Below are 18,555 nucleotides of genomic sequence, written 5' to 3' on the forward strand. Positions count from 1 at the left end.
CGCACCGTCCGTTGCGGCGGGCCAGGAGGTCGGAGATGAAACAGTGGATGAACATGATGGCTGGCCTTGGGCTGTTCATGGCCCTGCCCTGGGCCCAGGGTGAGGAAGCCCCGGCCTGTATCGAGGTGACCGTGGGCGGTTACAAGACTCCCGACTACAACTGCCTGAGTCGGCAGATGGGCAACGACCCCCAGGCCGCGAAAACGGCGCAACAGGCCCAGGACGCCATGAATGTGCCGGTCAACGAACGCGCACCGAACAGCATCGGCCTGGCCACCCCGGCGGCCACGGGGGTGCGCATGGGCAATACATTCGGCACTTCGGTCAAGCCCCAACGGCCGCCGACGCCCGGCAACAATTAGCCTTGCCCAACATCAAAGCGCGATAGCGGCCTGCCAGGCGCTAAACGACTAAAAACTCAGCCACCCGGACTCTGGCGAAAACTCACCGCCAGCCGGTTCCAGCTATTGATGGTGCTGATCGCCAGGGTCAGGTCCACCAGTTCTTCCTCGCTGAAGCAGGCCCGGGCCTGGGCATAGACGTCATCGGGCACCTGGCTTTCAGCCAACAGCGTCACCGCCTCGGTCCAGGCCAGGGCGGCGCGTTCGCGAGCCGTGAAGAAACCGCTGTCGCGCCATACCGCCACCGCGTAGAGCCGCCGCTCGGTCTCGCCCTGGCGTCGCGCCTCCACCGAATGCATGTCGGTGCAGAAGGCACAGCCATTGAGTTGCGAAGCGCGGATCTTGATCAGGTGCAGCAGCGCTGGTTCGATACTCAGGCGACTGGTCAGGGCTTCCAGGCCGATCATGGCTCGCATGGCCCCGGGGGATGCGGTGTAGTAATCCAGACGCGGGCTCATGGCGGGCTCCGTGGCATTCGAGACCTTCACGGTAGGCCCTGGTGACGGGCAATGACAGGTCCAATTCGGCGAAAAAACCGGGGACAAGTCCAATGGACGGGATTTTCCCCACGCAACTTCTATGCAGTCGCACAATGCGGGTAATCTTGCGCCTTTGACGCTGGCCGCCGAACAATCGCCCAGGAGCTTACGGGTATGGAACTTCATGTTGTCATCAACGGCCGCAAGGACCTGTCGGGCCAGCTGTATCAACAATTGCGCAGCGCCATCGAGAGCGGCCGCCTGGCCGCCGGCACCCAACTGCCGCCCAGTCGCCTGCTGGCCGAGCAACTGGGTGTCTCGCGCAAGACCGTCTCCGACACCTACGCCCAACTGACCTACGAGAACTTCCTCACCGGCATCATCGGCAAAGGCACCTACGTCAATGCACGTCCGGCCAAAGTCGTGCGCAAGCAAAGCCACCGCGAACTGGCCGGGGCCGATGTCGTCGAGGCCTGGCGCACCATGCCGGACCTCATGCGCCACCCCACCCTCGAAGGTGCGTTGCGCTACGACTTCATCGGCGGCGCCACCGGCAAGGGCCAGTTTCCGCTGGACGACTGGCGGCGCTGCACTGCCTACGCGCTACGCCAGATCGCCAGTGCCAAGGGTTTCTACAGCCAGCCCGAAGGCCTGCCGTCGCTGCGCAATGCCATTGCCCGGCACATCGCGTTTTCCCGCGGGGTCAATTGCCAGGACGAAGACGTCGTGGTGTGCAACGGTGCGCAACAGGCCCTGGACCTGATCTCACGGGTGTTGACCCGTCCCGGCAGCCTGGTGGCCATGGAAGATCCGGGGTATCCGCCGGCGCGCTTGTTGTTCGGCTCCCAGGGCGCCACGGTGGCCGGGGTGCCAGTGGACGAGCAAGGCATGCGGGTAGACCTGATCCCCGACGGCACGCGGTTGATTTATGTGACGCCCTCCCACCAGTTTCCCCTGGGCATGCCCATGAGCCAGGCCCGCCGCGCGGCCTTGCTGGCCCGGGCCTATGAGTTGGGGGCGATCATCATCGAAGACGACTACGACAGCGAATTCCGCTACGAAGGCCGGCCCGCCGATTCATTGCAGAGCCTGGATGAGCGCGGGATCGTCGCGTACGTCGGTACCTTCTCCAAAACCCTGCTGCCGGAGCTGCGGCTTGGCTACGCGATCCTGCCGCCGGCGATCCTTGAAGCGGTGATCCTGGCCAAGCGTCTCACCGACCAGCACACCTCCACCCTGCCCCAATGGGCACTGGCCAAGTTCATCGCCGAGGGCTGCCTGCTCAAGCACATCCGCCGCTGCCACACCCTGTACGCCGGGCGTCGCGAACGGATCCTGGCGCGCATGGCCGGGGACCTGTCGCCCTGGTTCGAGGCCGTGCCCACCACCGCGGGCTTTCATATGGCGGTGTTGTGCAAGGTCCCGGTGGACCTGGCGCTGGTGATCGAGCTGGCGAAAAAAGCCGAGGTCGGGCTCTACAGCCTCGACGGTTTTTTCAATGATGTGCCCGTGCGGCCGGGCCTGTTTTTCGGTTTCGGTGCTATCGAAACCCTGGACATCGACATCGCCCTCGACCGTTTGCGCGACATTCTGCAGCAGGTGGCCTGAGGATTGGACTGGGCATTTATCCGCCCATTGGCTGTTTGAGCCTCGCGTCGCCAGGCCTATCCTGCAAGGGTGTCATTGCGAGTGAACACCCCCGTCCGACTTGATTCAGGAGCCTGAAACAATGTCTCGCCAAGTGATCAATACCGTACAGGTGCAAGCCGCCGCCGGTCGCTCGGAAGAACTGGGCCGGCAATTGCAGCAGATCGTCGAAACCCTGCGCGCCCTGCCAGGCTGTGATGCCTACTTGGTCGACCGTTGCCCGGACGATGGCGACCGCTGGAATGTCAGCGCCCGCTGGCAATCGGAAGCGGCCATGCAAGCCCACTTCAACTGTCCGGAAGTGCAAGGTTTCATCAGCCTGATCGATAACCGCCTGGCCCGAAGCGTGGATTTCAATAGCTTTCCGGTTGTCTGAGCGCTCGTACCCCTGTGGCGAGGGAGCTTGCTCCCGCTCGGCTGCGCAGCAGTCGTAAACCGGCTGATGCGGTCTGCCTGGACAGTGGCGGCGTTCCGGTTGGGGCGGCTTCGCCACCCAGCGGGAGCAAGCTCCCTCGCCACGGGTACGAGCCAGCCTGATGGAAATGCTCCGCCCGCCCATTGGTCTACCCACCTTCCGAAAGATTGGACGTTTGTTTGCTCCACCTGGGGGCTTAGGGTGAGCCCATCGCCGCGACAGCGCGAAATCACTCGAAACCACCAAGGTCCATGCCCCATGAAAAACCTCTATCTGATCGCCGCCCTCAGCCTGCTGCCCGTTACCCAAACCTACGCCCACGAAGCCACGCCTTCGGAGAAGGTCACGGTGTTGCAGGAACAACTGCTGAAAAACGTTCCAGGCAAAAAAGCCATGATGCTGACCGTCAACTATGCCCCGGGCCAGTCGTCCATCGCCCATAAGCATGAAGGCACAGCCATGGCCTATGTGCTGGAAGGCGCTATCACCTCCCAGGTCAAGGGCGAGCTGGCCAAGACCTACAAGGCCGGGGAGTTCTGGTATGAAGCGGCGGGTTCCGAGCACCTGGTGTCGAAAAACGCCAGCACGAGCCAACCGGCGAAATTGCTGGTGTTCATGGTGATGGGAGAGGATGAAGCGGTGTTGATACCGCTGAAGAACTAACGGATCAACGCAATCCCCTGTGGGAGCGGGCTTGCTCGCGAAGACGGCGGCACATCCAACACTTGTGCAAGCTGACCCTACGCATTCGCGAGCAAGCCCGCTCCCACAAAGGTCCACAGTGAATCTTTAAAGCCAAAAAAAAGCCCCGCATCTCTCAATGCGGGGCTTTTTCATTCAACGCCGGATCAGTTGGCCGTCACGACCGCCTGACCGCTCAACGCCAGGTCCAGCAGTTCGCGGTTGGCAACCGCATACATGGCGTAGTCGGTACCGCTGGCGGCACGGATGTCCACCAGCATGGCGCGCCAGCGCTCGACCATTTCGTGATGCTGCTCAAGCCACAGCGCCAGGCGGGTTTCCACGTCCTGGGTACCGTCACCCTGCTGCAGGACCGAGATGGTGATCGCCCGTTGCTGCCAGTCGATGTCGTCGCGGAACGCTTCACGGGCCAGTGCCTGCCAGTTGTTTTCCACCGGCAGCGCGCTGATCTGTTGCAGGTACCAGGTGATGTCCAGGGCGCTGCCCACGGCGAAGTAAGCCTTGGCCACATCGGCGGCGTTCTGACCGGTGACGTCGGACGCCTCGATGATCGGCAGCAAGGTGTACAGGTGCGTAGTGCCGGCAACCATGCGCGCCAGCAACTCCGGCACGCCAGCGGCCACGTAGGCCTGGTAACGGGTCTGCCAGCCTTCGCGGGTCGGACCTTCCAGCAGTTCGTCGAGCTTGAGGCCCAACGCGGCCAGGTGCGGACCGAAGTGAGCGACGTCACGAGCCGCGTTCTGCTCGTTGCGACGGCTGCGCAGGAACCAGCGCGTGGCGCGACGCCCCAGGCGCATCAGCTCGTCCATCAGCTCCAGTTGCACGTCGGCCGAGACCTGGTGATCCAGGGCTTCGATCTGCCGGAACCAGTGCGGGAGGTGGAAGATATCGCGCACGATCACATAGGCACCGGCCACGTTCGCCGGGCTCATGCCCGTCGACTCCTTGAGCCGTTGAACGAAGGTGATACCCATGTGGTTGACCAGGTCGTTGGCGATCTGGGTGCTGACGATCTCGCGCTTCAGGCGATGGCGACGCATGGCCTCGGAGAACTTGCTCACCAGCGTCGGCGGGAACGCGGTTTCCATGTCACGGGTCAGGTAATCGTCGTCCGGTACCAGGGAGTTGAGCAGCGCTTCCTTGAGGTCGATCTTGCTGTAGGAGATCAGTACCGACAGTTCGGCACGGGTCAGGCCGTGGCCCGCCGCGACACGTTCGGCCAGTTGCTCTTCAGTCGGCAGGAACTCGATAGCGCGGTCCAGCTTGCCCCGGGCTTCCAGATCGTTCATCAGGCGCTTGTATTCGGCGATCCGCACGAAGGCGCGGCGTGCCGCCAGGGACAGGGCCTGGGTCTGCTTGTAGTTGTTGCCCAACACCAGGCCACCGACTTCGTCGGTCATGCTCGCCAGTAACTGGTTGCGTTGCTTGTCGGTCATGTCGCCGGCCTGCACCACTTCGTTGAGCAGGATCTTGATGTTCACTTCGTGGTCGGAGCAGTCCACGCCGCCCGCGTTGTCAATAAAGTCGGTGTTGGAACCGCCACCATTGAGGCCGAACTCGACGCGACCCAATTGGGTCATGCCCAGGTTACCGCCCTCGCCCACGACCTTGCAGCGCAGTTCGTTGCCGTTCACACGCAGCGCATCGTTGGCCTTGTCGCCGACATCGGCGTGGCTTTCGGTGCTGGCCTTGACGTAGGTGCCGATACCGCCGTTCCACAACAGGTCCACCGGCGCCTTGAGCAAGGCGTTGAGCAACTCGGTCGGGGTCAGTTTGTCGGCCTTGATGTCGAAGCGTTCTTTCATTTGCGGCGAGATGGCGATGCTCTTCGCGCTGCGCGAGAAGATACCGCCGCCTTCGGACATGATGCTGGTGTCGTAGTCGGTCCAGGCCGAACGCGGCAGATCGAACAGGCGCTTGCGCTCGGCAAAGCTGCTGGCTGGCTCCGGGTTCGGGTCGATGAAGATGTGCAGGTGGTTGAAGGCCGCGACCAGTTGCAGCTTGTCCGACATCAACAAGCCGTTGCCGAACACGTCGCCAGCCATGTCGCCGACGCCCACCACGGTGATGCTGTCTTCTTGGACATTGATGCCGCGCTCGCGGAAGTGGCGCTGCACGCCGACCCACGCACCCTTGGCGGTGATGCCCATTTTCTTGTGGTCGTAGCCGGCCGAACCGCCGGAGGCGAACGCATCGCCCAGCCAGAAGCCGTAGTCGATGGCAATGCCGTTGGCGATGTCGGAGAAGGTCGCCGTGCCTTTGTCCGCCGCGACCACCAGATACGGGTCATCGTCGTCATGGCGCACGACGTTGGCCGGCGGTACCAGCGCGCCGTCCTTCAGGTTGTCGGTGATGTCCAACAGGCCCGAGATGAAGATGCGGTAGCAGGCGATGCCTTCGGCCGCGATCTCGTCCCGGCTGCCGCCCAACGGCAGGCGACGTGGCAGGAAACCGCCCTTGGCGCCCACGGGCACGATCACCGAGTTCTTCACTTGCTGGGCTTTTACCAGGCCAAGCACTTCGGTGCGGTAGTCTTCTTCACGGTCGGACCAGCGCAGGCCACCGCGGGCAACGTTGCCGAAGCGCAGGTGTACGCCTTCGACCCGTGGCGAGTAGACGAAGATCTCGAACTTCGGTACGGGCTTGGGCAGTTCCGGGATCAGGTGCGGGTTGAACTTGAAGCTGAAGTAGGACTTGTTCTGGCCGTTGGCGTCGGTCTGGTAGAAGTTGGTCCGCAGGGTGGCCTTGATCAGGTCCAGGTAGCGGCGCAGGATGCGGTCTTCGTTGAGCACCTGGACGTCGTCCAGGGCCGAGAGGATCGCCTGCTCCAAGCGCAGTTGCTTGTCTTCCAGGTCATCGCCGCTGAGCTTGCGCGCCAGGTAGAAGCGGGTCTTGAACAACCGGGTCAGTTCGCGAGCGATGTCGGTGTGGTTGTTCAGGGTGCTGGCGATGTAACCCAGGTCGAAGCCCAGGCGGATCTGCTTCAGGTAACGGGCGTAGGCACGCAGCAGCGCCACGTCGCGCCATGGCAGGCCGGCGGTCAACACCAGGCGGTTGAACGCATCGTTCTCGGCATCGCCACGCACGATGTGGACGAAGGCGTCCTGCAAGGTGTCGTTGAGTTGCTGGATGTCCAGGTCCAGCCCTTCGGCGGCGGTGAACGCGAAATCATGAATCCAGAACTCGCGACCGTTGGTGTGGCGCAGGCGGTACGGGAATTCACCCAGCACGCGCAGGCCGAGGTTTTCCAGGATCGGCAGCACGTCGGACAGCGCCAGCGGCGTGTCGGCGTGATACAACTTGCAATGCAGTTCGCGCTGGCCGGAAACCTGGCCCAGCGGCTGGTAGAAGCTCATGACCAGCGGGTTCTTTTCGTTCAGGTTCAGCAGGTGCTGCATGTCGACCACGGCCGAGTGCGCGGCAAAGCGCTCGCGGTAGCCGGCCGGAAAGCCTTTCGGGAAATCCGACAGCACATTGGTGCCCTGGGCTTCGCCGAAGCTTTCGATGACCAGGCTGGCGTAGTCGTCCTTCCAACTGCGGCAAGCCTGCACGACTTCTTTTTCCAGCAGCAGCGGGTCGATGTCCAGGCGATTCTTCGGGTCCACCCGCAGGATCAACTGCACACGGGCCAGTACGGATTCGGAGAAGAAGGTCCAGAACTCGCAGTCCGAGGCCTTCAGGCGATCCATCAGCACTTGCTGGATCTTCTGGCGCACTTCCGTGGAATAGATGTCACGTGGCACGTAGGCCAGGCAGTAGCAGAAACGGCCATACGGGTCTTTGCGCAGGAACACACGGATCTTGTTGCGTTCCTGGATCTGCACGATGGACATCACAGTGCTGAACAGCTCGTCCACCGGGGTCTGGAACAGGTCGTCACGGGGCAGCACTTCGACCACCTGGGCCAGTTCCTTGCCCAAGTGCGCCTTGGCCTGGAAGCCCGAGCGGCGTTCGATTTCCGCGACCTTGCGACGGATGTACGGGATGACCCGCACGCTCTCGCCATACACCGAAGAGGTGTACAGGCCCATGAAACGGCATTCCTTGATGACCTTGCCACTGGCGTCGATTTCGCGGATCGAGACGTAGTCCGGGTAGGCCGGACGGTGTACGCGGCTCGGGTGCGCGGCCTTGGCGAACGACAACAGCGTCGGCTCGCGCAGGTAGGCGACGGCGTAGTCTTCGATGCGCAGGTCTTCGGCGGTCAGGCCGGCGCGCAGCAATTTGGTCAGGCCGAGGAACGACTCGGGGTCGTACTCGATGTGACCGCCGTCGGCCTCATCGCGCACCACGAACTCTTCGTAGCCCAGGAAGGTGAAGTGGTTACCCACCAGCCATTCCAGGAAGCTCTTGATCTCGCTCTTTTCATCAGCGTCGATGGCGTAGGCGCTGCTGTCCAGGCTGTCGAGGATTTCCTGGACCTTGGCTTTCATCGGTTCGAAATCAGCCACGGCCACGCGCACTTCGCCCAGCACTTGCTCAAGTTCCTTGCTCAGGACGTTGAGTTCGGCGGCGTTGGCGCAGCGGTCGATTTCCAGGTACATCAACGACTCTTGCAGAATATCGTCGCCCTGGGTGCCTTTTGGCAGGATTTCCAGCAACTCGCCCTTGCTGCCGCGACGCACGCTCAGCACAGTGGTTTGCAGGGTGTGGATGCTGTAGCCGCGACGGTTCAGCTCGGTGCGGACCGAGTCCACCAGGAACGGCAGGTCGTGGTGCAACACTTCCACGGCCGTGTGGGTCGACTGCCAGCCGTGGCGTTCGTAATCGGGGTTGTAGACGCGCACCTGCGGTTGCGTGTGATCGAAGCGCTCAAGCAGGCGCCAGGCAGACAGGGTGCAGCCGGCGAGGTCGGACAACCGGCGCTGGGTAAGTTCATCGAGGGAAATGATGCCGAAGAATTGTTCAGCGAACAGCGCCACTTGTGGCAGTGCCTGTTCACTGATGTGCTGCGCCAGAGCCGCTTGCAGTTGGTGCTGGAAGTCGGCTTTGCTGGCTGCGGTGAAGAACGCCATCTGTGGTACTCCGCTTGGGCTTGTTATTGATTGAAGCGTCGCGTGCAACCCCTGCGGGGCTGTCGGCCATCCCGTTCCTGATTCTCGGGCAGAGGAAACAGGATGACAGGTGGGTGAAGCTGGACGGGACCCGCAGGTCACATCCTTTTCCATGTAATTTCATGCCATGGACACCTGCAAAAACCGCCCTGGGGTGGCCTTGGCAGGTGCACATCCGTTGCGCAGCTTAACGAGTGCGACAACCTGCCTGCTTGCAGCGCTGCGACATATTCGGTCATCGGCTAGCTAAACGCCCCTTACGCACCGAACAACCCTAGCAGGCTGGGGACCAAACGGCACCCCGAGGCGGTAAACCAGCAGAAAATCCTTTGGGCTGGCAGAATCCACTTTTTGCACCCGCAGGTGCACTCGATCCTGGAGCCATCACCATGCAAATGACCACCGCCCTTCTGATCGCCAACCCGTGTGATGAAGAAGAAGACAACATGGCCATGCTCTGCTGCCACAGTGCCCAGGGCGAAATGTTCCTGATGACGCGCTACCCCGACGAAGACGAACTGGAAATCGCCCTAGATGGAGAGCCTTCGACACTGGACGGCGTCAAGGTCACCCTCAGCCCGACCCGCTTGCTGATTGAAATTGCCCCGGCGGATGCCGATGCGCTCAACGGCGATGATGTGCTGGAGATCACCCACGACACCGATGCGGCGGACCTGGCGGAAGTGGAACTGACGCTGCAGAACATCCTCAAGGGGACGGGGACCTATATAAGCCAGCTCTGAGATCCGGACACGAACACGCTCCTGTGGCGAGGAATCAGTGCATCCGCCTTTATCCGTCTTTCTTCACGAGATTGCCATCGGCGTCATAAACCAGGTACTCGTCACTGTTATTCGGATCTCTCACGTAATAACGAGCCTCATTGCCGTTATCCGGCACGTCCAGGCTGGTGTAGGACCCCAGTTCCTTGATCACCTTGTTGTCCCGACTGATCAAGACCAGGCCGGAACCACCATCGGCCCGGATGGCCGCGGCGTAGTGGGTCTGGAACGCGCTGATCTGGTTGTAATCCAGCGGGACCTGCAACCTGCCCGCCAGGTCGATGGCACCGTAGCTGCCATCGCGTCCGACCACCGCCATGCCGTTGGAAAACGGCGTCACTTCGTCATATGGCAACTTGATGGGTAGCCGCGCGCCCTGGCGATCGATAAACGCGAATTTCCGGCTTTTAGTGTCCTTCACCAGCAGCGGTTGTTGCCCGAAAAACCGGCCTATCACGTTGTCACCCTGAAGGTTGATCCGTTTACCTTGCAGGTCGAACACGTCTTGACGACTCCGATCGGCGGAGCTGGCGTAGAGCAACCCCTCGCGGTACTCGATGCCCGAGAACTGCGTCGGCAGGATCTCTTTGCCGTCCAGGGTATAGGCGCCGTACAGGCCTTCCATGACATCGGTTCGCTTGCCGAGACGGGCGATGAACACGTTATCGGTCACAGTAGGGTTGACGAATTTCATCGGCAACACGAAACGATGACGCTTGGCATCATAGAGCCCGTAAGGGCCGTTGGTTTCGCGCTCGACCAACAGCAGGCCATTGCTCAACGCCTCGGTGATGTATTCGAACGGCAGGTCTACGAGTTTGTTGCTACCGGCGGGGAAGTAGGCGAGCTGGCTGCGCAACGCCTGCCACTCCGACTCCGGGTCGCTGGACTTCTCCGGGGAAAACAACGTGTAGGTATCGGCCATCTGGCTATCTTGCACCTGCACCCAACGGGGCTTGATCAACCACTGGCCAGTCTGATCGATAAAGCCGTAGCGCTCGGCGTTCCGGTCCAGGGCGATGTAACGCGCTTGTGCTGCAAGGACGTTGTCGACCTGGGCGAACTCAACGGTGTTGTCTTCCATCGGATCGAGCACATGGATGACGATACGTTGCGGGGTGGCCTCGAATCGATAGTCGACCTCGGTGTTTTTCAACGGCCCCACCTGAGCGGCCAGCGCCTCGGTCAAGCGCTGCAATTGCTGTTGCACCGCCTGGCCGGTCTTGAGCTGCTTGAGATCGTCCTTGGTCTGCAACAACGCGTTGTAGTACTCATGCAACGCCGCGATATCGCCATCGGAGGGGAACGCCCGGGAGTTGTTACCGTTGCTGTAGAGCGCCCTGCCCGCGTCATCCAGCCCCTGCACCACGAAGGTCGACAATTTCGGTGTACTCAACCGCACGGACGCGCTGTCATCACCCAGGGCAGTGAGCTGGAAGGACTGACCGCCGTCCAGGGTCACTTTCGGGTGATCCTTGTCCAGTACCACTTGCTTGAACGCCGGGTAGCTGCGGTAAGCGACCGTCAGGCCGAGACTCGCCAGGGATTTGTTCACCGACAGGGCGAAGGCGTCATGGGACGAGATAGTGTCGTCGGACTCGACCTGGGGCGACACCTTGAGCTCGGCGAAGGTTGTTTCGCTGCCATCGCGAAAACGCAGGCGCTGCGGCAGGTACTGCTCGGCCGCCGGCTCCTCCGGCGTGGCGGCGCGCTTCCAGAGCGGATCGAGGCGGCTGGTATCGAGCCGCACCTCGGAACCCTCGGCAAACAGCCGCTGGGTAAAACGCAAGCCTTGAATCGACGCCAACTCAGCTTTCAGTTGCGCGCTGGTGAACGGGACAAACAGCGGCTCGTATTGCAATGGCTGCTCGTCGTCGGACTCGCTCGTCGAAAGGGTCAGGCTCAATTGCGCGTCGCTGATCAGCTCCAGGGACCTGAGGGTTTCACCGGTGTCCTGAATCAAGTAATTGAGGCGTTTTTCCACCTCGGGCGCTGCCAGCGTACCGATGTCTTCCATGCCCCCTTCGTTCAGTTGCTCGGCGGCGAAACCTTCATCTACCGGCGCGCCGCTGTGGCGAAACAGGTAATAGGACGCACAGCACACCACCAACAAGGTCACACTCAGTATCGACAGCAATCTCAAACGAGGCTGGGTAAAATTCATGGTGGTTTTCGGCAGTCAAAGGGCTGGGGAGACAGGCAGCTAACCACACGGCCTTGCGCGCTGCAAATCGCCTGGGTGGCCCGGTTCTGATGAAGACCTGCCTGGATCGTCGCCCCTGTGCGACGCAAACGAACCACCGCCGGTCGTGCCTGCGACACGTCGCCCTTGACGACCGATTGGGTTCTGGTGTTTCCTGAAACCGGTTTCAGAGCCACTAATAAATCCAATAAGCAGGTTTCAATCCGTGACTTCTTTCTCCGCCGCCCAGCGCAACCGCGTGACCATGCTCGATGTCGCCGAACGCGCCGGGGTCTCCAAGGCCAGCGTCTCGCGTTTCATTGGCGAAGACCGTGCCCTGCTCTCCGAGGCCATCGCCCGGCGCATCGAGCAGGCCATCAGCGAGTTGGGCTACCGGCCGAACCAGATGGCCCGCGGCCTCAAGCGCGGGCGCACGCGCTTGATCGGCATGCTGGTGGCCGATATCCGCAACCCTTATTCGATTGCCGTGATGCATGGCGTGGAAACCGCCTGCCGTCGCCATGGCTACAGCCTGGTGGTATGCAACACCGACCGCGACGACGAGCAGGAACGCCAGCACCTGGCCTTGTTGCGCGCCTACAACATCGAAGGGCTGATCGTGAACACCTTGGGTCACCACCGTGACGAACTGTTCGAACTGCGCAGCGAAATGCCCCTGGTGCTGGTGGATCGCAAGGTCGATCGGCTCGACAGCGACCTGGTTGGGTTGAACAACCCGGCGGCCATCGAAATGGCCCTCGATCACCTCGAACAACGGGGCTACCGCGATCTGTTGCTGGTAACCGAACCGTTCGACGGCACCAGTTCGCGAATCGAGCGGGTCGAGAGTTTCAAGGCCGGCATCCAACAACGGCCTGCCCTGGCCGGCACCGTGGTGGAAACCTGCGATCAGTTGACCACCCGTATCAAGACCTTTCTTGCCCAGCCTGGCCATGGCCCCAAGGCGTTGTTCTGCGCCAATGGCATTGCCGCCCTGGCCGCCACAACGGTGTTGCGCGAGCTGGGTTGTCACTTGTTCGACGACGTGGGCCTGATCGCCCTCGATGACTTGGATTGGTACCCCTTGGTGGGCAGCGGCATCACGGCCCTGGCCCAACCGACAGCACAGATCGGCGCCAGCGCGTTCGAATGCCTGCTCAAGCGCTTGCGCGGTGACAACGGGCCGGTGCGGACCCTGGATTTTGCGGCGCGGTTGATTGAGCGTGGGTCGACGCTTGGGAATGGTCGGTGATGGTGAGGGCCCCATCGCGAGCAAGCTCGCTCCCACAGGGATCTTCAGTGCGCCACAGATCCAGTGTGAGAGCGAGCTTGCTCGCGATGAGGCCCTGAAGCACACCCCCTTTTTTTGAACCCTTTTTTTGAACAGAACTGAAACCGGTTTCAGAGGTATAACAACAAATGCACAAGCCACCCGTCTCCATCAGTCTTTCCAGCTACGGCGCCGACCTGGTGCGGCAGCATGGCCAAGGCCGTTTCATCGATCTGTTGGCCGCCGCCGGTGCCTCGCGCATCGAGTGGCGCGAGGAATTGCTCACCACCGAACAGCCCGCTGAACTGGCCGCCGCTGCCCGGGACCAGGGACTGCAGAGTATTTTTTCGTCACCGCTGGAACTGTGGCTCGCCGGCCAGTCCAGGCCCAATCCCGCCCTGGCGCTGGCCCTGCAACGCGGCGAGGCGTTCGGTTCGACCTGGCTGAAAGTCTCCCTCGGTCATTTCACCGACTCCAATGACCTCTCGGCGCTGGCCCAGGTGCTCGCCGCCAGCCCGGTGCAGTTGCTGGTGGAAAACGACCAGACCTTGCAGGGCGGACGGATCGAACCGTTGCAACGGTTCTTCACCGCGGTGGAACACCAAGCGCTGCCCGTCGCCATGACCTTCGACATTGGCAACTGGCAATGGCAGGACCAATCGGCCGCCGTGGCCGCCCGACAGCTCGGACGGTATGTGGCGTATGTGCACTGCAAGGCCGTGGCCCGGCGCGCCGACGGCAAACTTGTCGCCGTGCCTCCGGCCATGACCGACCTGCACGTGTGGGAACAACTGCTCAAGCACATGCCCGCCGGGGTGATGCGCGCCGCCGAATACCCGCTGCAGGACGATGACCTGCTGCAATTGACCGCCAGCCATGTCGCCACCCTGTCCCGCCTCGGGCAATCGCGCCAGGAGCCTGCCCATGTCTGAGTTCGATGTGTTGTCGTTCGGCGAAACCATGGCAATGCTGGTGGCGGATCAGCGCGGTGACCTGGCCAGCGTCGACCAGTTTCACAAGCGCATTGCGGGGGCCGACAGCAACGTGGCCATCGGTCTGTCGCGGCTGGGCTTCAAGGTGGCATGGCTAAGTCGGGTCGGCGCCGATTCCCTGGGGCGCTTCGTGACGCAGACCCTGGAAAACGAGGGCCTGGATTGTCGCCACGTGGCGGTCGACCCGCAGCACCCCACCGGCTTCCAGTTCAAGTCCCTCACCGTCGATGGCAGCGACCCGCAAGTCGAGTATTTCCGCCGCAGCTCGGCGGCCAGTCATCTGTCGATCGGTTCCATCGCGCCGGCGCTGCTTGACGCCCGTCATTTGCACGCTACCGGTATCGTCCCGGCGCTGTCGGGCACGGCCCGCGAGATGTCCTTTGACTTGATGAGCCGTATGCGCGCGGCCGGCCGCAGCCTGTCGTTCGACCCTAACCTGAGGCCAAGCCTATGGGGCAGCGAGTCGACGATGATCACTGAAATCAATCGCCTCGCCGCCCTCGCCCACTGGGTCTTGCCGGGGCTCGGCGAAGGCCGGCTGCTGACTGGCTTCGACGACCCGGCCGACATCGCCGCGTTCTACCTGGACCAAGGCGCCGAAATCGTCGTGATCAAGCTCGGCGCGGACGGCGCCTATTACCGCACGGCGCTGGACCAGGGCGTCATCCCCGGCGTGCCGGTGGCCCAAGTGGTGGACACCGTGGGCGCCGGTGATGGCTTCGCCGTGGGCCTGATCAGCGCATTGCTCGAAGGCCAGGCCATCACCGAGGCCGTGCAGCGCGCCAATTGGATTGGCAGCCGTGCGGTGCAGAGCCGTGGGGATATGGAAGGGTTGCCGACGCGCCTTGAATTATTGGCTGAATTTGAAACCGCCGATCGCGAGCAAGCTAGCTCCCACATGGGGTCGAGTTAACCCCCTGTGGGAGCGAGCTTGCTCGCGATAGAGCCACCCCAAAACGCACCTGCTGCAACAAAAACAACAAGCTCAGGAGTCAACGACATGCAAACGCTCAACCTCGCCACCCGCCGCTGGTGGTACATCATGCCCATCGTCTTCATCACCTACAGCCTGGCCTACCTCGACCGGGCCAATTATGGATTTGCCGCCGCCTCGGGCATGGCCGAGGACCTGATGATCACCCCAGGGCTTTCGTCGCTGCTGGGCGCCCTGTTTTTCCTCGGCTACTTTTTCTTCCAGGTCCCGGGGGCGATCTACGCGCAAAAACACAGCGTGAAGAAGCTGATCTTCGTCAGCCTGATCCTCTGGGGTTCGCTGGCCACCCTGACGGGCGTGGTCGCCAACGCCTACTGGCTGATCGTGATCCGCTTCATGCTCGGGGTGGTCGAGGCCGCGGTGATGCCGGCGATGCTGGTGTACCTGTGCCACTGGTTCACCCGGGCCGAACGCTCGCGCGCCAATACCTTCCTGATCCTCGGCAACCCGGTGACCATGCTGTGGATGTCCGTGGTCTCGGGTTACCTGGTGCAGCAATTCGACTGGCGTTGGATGTTCATCATCGAGGGCCTGCCGGCGGTGCTCTGGGCCTTTGTCTGGTGGCGCCTGGCCGATGATCGCCCGGCCCAGGCCAAGTGGCTCAGCGACCAGGAAAAACATGATCTGGAAAGTGCCTTGGCGGCCGAACAGGTCGGCATCAAGGCGGTGAAGAACTACGCCGAAGCCTTCCGCTCTCCCAAGGTGATCATCCTGGCGTTGCAGTTTTTCTGCTGGAGCATCGGCGTCTACGGATTTGTGTTGTGGTTGCCGTCGATCCTCAAGGCTGGCCTGCAGATGAACATGGTCGAGGCCGGGTGGCTGTCGTCCTTGCCGTACCTGGCCGCGGTGATCGGCATGCTGGTGGTGTCCTGGGCGTCGGACAAGGCGCAGAAGCGCAAGCGTTTCGTCTGGCCGCCGCTGCTGATCGCCTCCATCGCGTTCTACGCCTCCTACCTGCTGGGGGCCGAGCACTTCTGGTGGTCCTATGGCTTGCTGGTGGTCGCCGGCGCTTGCATGTACGCGCCCTACGGTCCGTTCTTCGCCATCGTTCCGGAAATCCTCCCGGCCAATGTCGCCGGCGGCGCCATGGCCTTAATCAACAGCATGGGCGCGCTGGGTTCGTTCGGCGGCTCGTACCTGGTGGGCTACCTCAACGGCACCACAGGCTCTCCTGGCATGTCCTTCCTGCTGATGAGCGGCGCCTTGCTGCTGTCGGTCGTACTGACCCTCGCCCTCAAGCCCGGCGCCAGCGACCGGACCGTCTCCCACCCCGCGACGCCAGACCCGGCGCCCGCCCGTTCCTGAATCGAGACTCATCCATGAAAAAGCACGTGGTGTTGTACAAAACGCTGTCACCTCAATTGATGGCTCGCCTGCAAGCCCAGGCCCAAGTCACGTTCATCGAACGCCTCGATGCCCAGGGCCTGGCACAACTGCGCGACGCCCTGCCCACGGCCCACGGCCTGTTGGGCGCCAGCCTCAAGCTGGATGCGGCGCTGCTGGACCTGGCGCCGAACCTGCAAGCCATCGCCAGCGTCTCGGTGGGGGTCGATAACTACGACATCGACTACCTGACCGAACGTCGGATCCTGCTCAGCAACACCCCGGATGTGCTGACCGAGACCACCGCGGATACCGGTTTCGCCCTGATCCTGGCAACCGCTCGCCGCGTAGTAGAACTGGCCACCCTGGTCCGCGAAGGCGGCTGGCAACAGAGCATCGGCCCCAAGCATTTCGGCAGCGATGTCCATGGCAAGACCCTGGGCATCATCGGCATGGGGCGCATCGGCGAAGCCTTGGCCCAGCGCGGGCACTTCGGCTTCGGCATGCCGGTGCTCTACCACAGCCACTCGCCCAAGCCCGCGGTCGAGCAGCGTTTCGGTGCGCGTTACTGCAGTCTCGAAACATTGTTGCAAGAGGCGGACTTCGTTTGCCTGACCTTGCCTTTGACGGCTGAAACCCAAGGGCTGATCGATGCGCAGGCGTTTGCCCGAATGCGTCCCGAGACCCTCTTCATCAATATCTCCCGAGGCAAAGTGGTGGACGAAGCGGCACTGATCGACGCCCTGCGCAACGGCCAGATCCGTGGTGCGGGGCTGGATGTGTTCGAGCACGAACCCTTGAATGCCGATTCGCCGCTGTTGCAGATGGACAACGTGGTAGCGACACCGCACATGGGCTCGGCCACCCACGAGACCCGGGAAGCGATGGCGCGCTGTGCCGTGGACAACCTGCTGGCGGCATTGGCGGGGGAGCGACCGGAGAACCTGGTGAATTTGGGGGTGTGGAAAGGCTGAGCAATCATCCGAGCACAGCAGCGCTTCTGTGGCGAGGGAGCTTGCTCCCGCTGGGTTGCGAAGCGCCCCTTAAAGGGCTGGATGCGGCCTGCCTGATACACCGAGGTGGCGGGCTTCGGGTCTGCTGCGCAGCCCAGCGGGAGCAAGCTCCCTCGCCACAATGGGTTTTGATCGTTCCCACGCTCCCGCATGGGAACGCCGCCAGGGACGCTCCGCGTTCCGCTTCTGCAAGGTGACGCAGAGCGTCACAGGATGCATTCCCACGCAGAGCGTGGGAACGATCAAACCTGTGGGAGCCGAGCTTGCTCGCGATAGCGGTGGGTCAGGCTCCATCTATGTTGGATATACCGCCGCCATCGCGAGCAAGCTCGGCTCCCACAGGTTTTTGCGGTTTGCCCAGGATTTAAGGAATGCCACAAGGGCTATGTCGGCTGGCGGGTTTCGATGTTGTCCAGTGCACGGTTCGCCAGCAGGCTGCCCAGTTCGATCAGTTGCTGAATGCCCAGGAGGAAATGCCGGCGTGAACCGTCCAGGTCGAAAGCCAGGTCATTGACCATGGCATTGGCCGAAGCCAGGGTTTCGCTGAGGTTGGCAAGCAGGCTTTCGGTGTCGATGTCTTTGTTGACGGTGAAGAGTTGGCCGGGGGGCAGGTTCTGCTTCGGGTTTGTCCGGCTTGGGGTTCAGGTAATGGTCGAGGACTCGGTCGGTGACTTCGTCGTGTTTTTGGGACTTGTTTTTTGGACGCGGTGAGGTCGGTTCGGTGTCCGGGGGATTGGGGGTAGCTTTGAACATAAATAGAGTCTCATGTGGGATAGGAGGAACCACCACCTCGCTACCAAACGAGGGTGGCGGCCATACGAAGGTTGGTAGACCGGCCCACATGAACTCCGGCGCGCTCGAGAGCGCCCTACGCATGGCCACCATCAAATACAAATGCCGAGATGCACTTGTAAAAGTGACGCTTGCGTCATGTAGAGAGCCGGGCTACCAAACCCGATCGCTGATTCATCGGCGACCCGGAAACGATAGAACCTGCCTCCCAAGCGCACAAGCCGGCGGATTCTGGCGCAATTGTAGGCAATGGCGCAAGACAACGTAGCCTGTTCCAGAGCACTCCTACATCCCGATAAACACCCCTTCACTTTGTGAGTGCTTCGCACTGGAGCGCCAGCCCGGTCAAGGGGGAGCAAGCTCCCTCGCCACCGGGGGCTGTGCGCCTGTCCGGGTGGGATTCATGGCAAGCAAACCCACCCCACAATCTTTCCAAGCCGATCACAATTCACACGGCCAATCAAAATCCCGTTAGTCGCCACCCCCTGCCATGCATTAAAGTAACGCCC

Annotated in this window: 13 protein-coding genes and 1 pseudogene; 10 read left to right on the plus strand and 4 right to left on the minus strand. The window is 62.1% G+C overall.

Annotated features, from left to right (window positions below; all coding sequences use genetic code 11):
• The first annotated feature begins 35 nt into the window (after nucleotides 1–35).
• The gene (locus BT125_RS00935; protein WP_072404478.1) at nucleotides 36–362 is read left to right on the plus strand and encodes a hypothetical protein; all 327 of its coding nucleotides are present in this window, start codon (nucleotides 36–38) and stop codon (nucleotides 360–362) included.
• A 56-nt stretch (nucleotides 363–418) separates the two neighbouring features.
• Here the strand turns inward: BT125_RS00935 and BT125_RS00940 are convergent, their stop codons facing one another.
• On the minus strand, nucleotides 419–859 hold the full coding sequence (locus BT125_RS00940) for a carboxymuconolactone decarboxylase family protein (RefSeq protein ID WP_072404481.1): 441 nt from the start codon (nucleotides 857–859) through the stop codon (nucleotides 419–421).
• A gap of 195 nt (nucleotides 860–1,054) precedes the next feature.
• On the opposite strand from BT125_RS00940, the gene BT125_RS00945 reads away from it, so the two are divergent.
• The 3 genes from BT125_RS00945 (at nucleotide 1,055) to BT125_RS00955 (ending at nucleotide 3,605) form a co-directional block, all read left to right on the plus strand.
• Complete coding sequence (locus BT125_RS00945; protein ID WP_072404483.1) at nucleotides 1,055–2,488, plus strand: MocR-like pyridoxine biosynthesis transcription factor PdxR; 1,434 nt, start codon at nucleotides 1,055–1,057, stop codon at nucleotides 2,486–2,488.
• 121 nt (nucleotides 2,489–2,609) lie between these two features.
• Entirely contained in the window at nucleotides 2,610–2,903 is a 294-nt protein-coding gene (locus tag BT125_RS00950) for a putative quinol monooxygenase (RefSeq protein ID WP_072404485.1), read from the plus strand.
• A gap of 297 nt (nucleotides 2,904–3,200) precedes the next feature.
• Nucleotides 3,201–3,605, plus strand: a complete 405-nt coding sequence (locus BT125_RS00955) for a cupin domain-containing protein (protein ID WP_072404487.1) — start codon at nucleotides 3,201–3,203, stop codon at nucleotides 3,603–3,605.
• A gap of 185 nt (nucleotides 3,606–3,790) precedes the next feature.
• Here BT125_RS00955 and BT125_RS00960 read toward each other — a convergent pair whose 3' ends face one another.
• Nucleotides 3,791–8,659 carry an NAD-glutamate dehydrogenase gene (locus BT125_RS00960; RefSeq protein WP_072404489.1) on the minus strand — a complete coding sequence of 1,623 codons (4,869 nt, stop codon included), beginning with the start codon at nucleotides 8,657–8,659 and terminating at the stop codon, nucleotides 3,791–3,793.
• Between the two features lie 428 nt (nucleotides 8,660–9,087).
• Here BT125_RS00960 and BT125_RS00965 point away from each other — a divergent pair, with 428 nt between their 5' ends.
• Nucleotides 9,088–9,441, plus strand: a complete 354-nt coding sequence (locus tag BT125_RS00965; RefSeq protein ID WP_072404491.1) for a hypothetical protein — start codon at nucleotides 9,088–9,090, stop codon at nucleotides 9,439–9,441.
• A 49-nt stretch (nucleotides 9,442–9,490) separates the two neighbouring features.
• Here BT125_RS00965 and BT125_RS00970 read toward each other — a convergent pair whose 3' ends face one another.
• Nucleotides 9,491–11,644, minus strand: coding sequence for a WG repeat-containing protein (locus BT125_RS00970; RefSeq protein WP_072404493.1), 2,154 nt, complete (start codon nucleotides 11,642–11,644; stop codon nucleotides 9,491–9,493).
• 244 nt (nucleotides 11,645–11,888) lie between these two features.
• Between BT125_RS00970 and BT125_RS00975 the strand changes: the two genes are divergently transcribed.
• The 5 genes from BT125_RS00975 to BT125_RS00995 all read left to right on the plus strand — a co-directional run bounded on the left by BT125_RS00975 (nucleotide 11,889) and on the right by BT125_RS00995 (nucleotide 17,215).
• Nucleotides 11,889–12,914 carry a LacI family DNA-binding transcriptional regulator gene (locus BT125_RS00975; protein ID WP_139271652.1) on the plus strand — a complete coding sequence of 342 codons (1,026 nt, stop codon included), beginning with the start codon at nucleotides 11,889–11,891 and terminating at the stop codon, nucleotides 12,912–12,914.
• Nucleotides 12,915–13,081: 167 nt separating this feature from the next.
• Nucleotides 13,082–13,864: a sugar phosphate isomerase/epimerase family protein gene (locus BT125_RS00980; RefSeq protein WP_072404495.1), complete on the plus strand. Its 783-nt coding sequence runs from the start codon at nucleotides 13,082–13,084 to the stop codon at nucleotides 13,862–13,864.
• Entirely contained in the window at nucleotides 13,857–14,837 is a 981-nt protein-coding gene (locus tag BT125_RS00985) for a sugar kinase (protein WP_072404497.1), read from the plus strand. The genes BT125_RS00980 and BT125_RS00985 overlap by 8 nt, the downstream gene beginning before the upstream one ends.
• An 87-nt stretch (nucleotides 14,838–14,924) precedes the next feature.
• Nucleotides 14,925–16,223 carry an MFS transporter gene (locus tag BT125_RS00990; protein WP_072404499.1) on the plus strand — a complete coding sequence of 433 codons (1,299 nt, stop codon included), beginning with the start codon at nucleotides 14,925–14,927 and terminating at the stop codon, nucleotides 16,221–16,223.
• A 14-nt stretch (nucleotides 16,224–16,237) separates the two neighbouring features.
• Complete coding sequence (locus BT125_RS00995; RefSeq protein ID WP_072404501.1) at nucleotides 16,238–17,215, plus strand: 2-hydroxyacid dehydrogenase; 978 nt, start codon at nucleotides 16,238–16,240, stop codon at nucleotides 17,213–17,215.
• 422 nt (nucleotides 17,216–17,637) lie between these two features.
• On the opposite strand, the pseudogene BT125_RS01000 reads toward BT125_RS00995, so the two are convergent.
• Nucleotides 17,638–18,007: pseudogene (locus BT125_RS01000) on the minus strand (DUF6124 family protein).
• Nucleotides 18,008–18,555 lie beyond the last annotated feature (548 nt).

It is taken from the genome of Pseudomonas sp. NFACC04-2 (genome assembly GCF_900119265.1).
GTDB lineage: Bacteria > Pseudomonadota > Gammaproteobacteria > Pseudomonadales > Pseudomonadaceae > Aquipseudomonas > Aquipseudomonas fluorescens_AA.

What these genes read in the sequence shown, in the direction of transcription:
- BT125_RS00935 (WP_072404478.1), top strand. Translation starts at nt 36, where the DNA reads ATGAAACAGTGGATGAACATGATGGCTGGCCTTGGGCTGTTCATGGCC.
- BT125_RS00940 (WP_072404481.1), bottom strand. Translation starts at nt 859, where the DNA reads ATGAGCCCGCGTCTGGATTACTACACCGCATCCCCCGGGGCCATGCGA.
- BT125_RS00945 (WP_072404483.1), top strand. Translation starts at nt 1,055, where the DNA reads ATGGAACTTCATGTTGTCATCAACGGCCGCAAGGACCTGTCGGGCCAG.
- BT125_RS00950 (WP_072404485.1), top strand. Translation starts at nt 2,610, where the DNA reads ATGTCTCGCCAAGTGATCAATACCGTACAGGTGCAAGCCGCCGCCGGT.
- BT125_RS00955 (WP_072404487.1), top strand. Translation starts at nt 3,201, where the DNA reads ATGAAAAACCTCTATCTGATCGCCGCCCTCAGCCTGCTGCCCGTTACC.
- BT125_RS00960 (WP_072404489.1), bottom strand. Translation starts at nt 8,659, where the DNA reads ATGGCGTTCTTCACCGCAGCCAGCAAAGCCGACTTCCAGCACCAACTG.
- BT125_RS00965 (WP_072404491.1), top strand. Translation starts at nt 9,088, where the DNA reads ATGCAAATGACCACCGCCCTTCTGATCGCCAACCCGTGTGATGAAGAA.
- BT125_RS00970 (WP_072404493.1), bottom strand. Translation starts at nt 11,644, where the DNA reads ATGAATTTTACCCAGCCTCGTTTGAGATTGCTGTCGATACTGAGTGTG.
- BT125_RS00980 (WP_072404495.1), top strand. Translation starts at nt 13,082, where the DNA reads ATGCACAAGCCACCCGTCTCCATCAGTCTTTCCAGCTACGGCGCCGAC.
- BT125_RS00985 (WP_072404497.1), top strand. Translation starts at nt 13,857, where the DNA reads ATGTCTGAGTTCGATGTGTTGTCGTTCGGCGAAACCATGGCAATGCTG.
- BT125_RS00990 (WP_072404499.1), top strand. Translation starts at nt 14,925, where the DNA reads ATGCAAACGCTCAACCTCGCCACCCGCCGCTGGTGGTACATCATGCCC.
- BT125_RS00995 (WP_072404501.1), top strand. Translation starts at nt 16,238, where the DNA reads ATGAAAAAGCACGTGGTGTTGTACAAAACGCTGTCACCTCAATTGATG.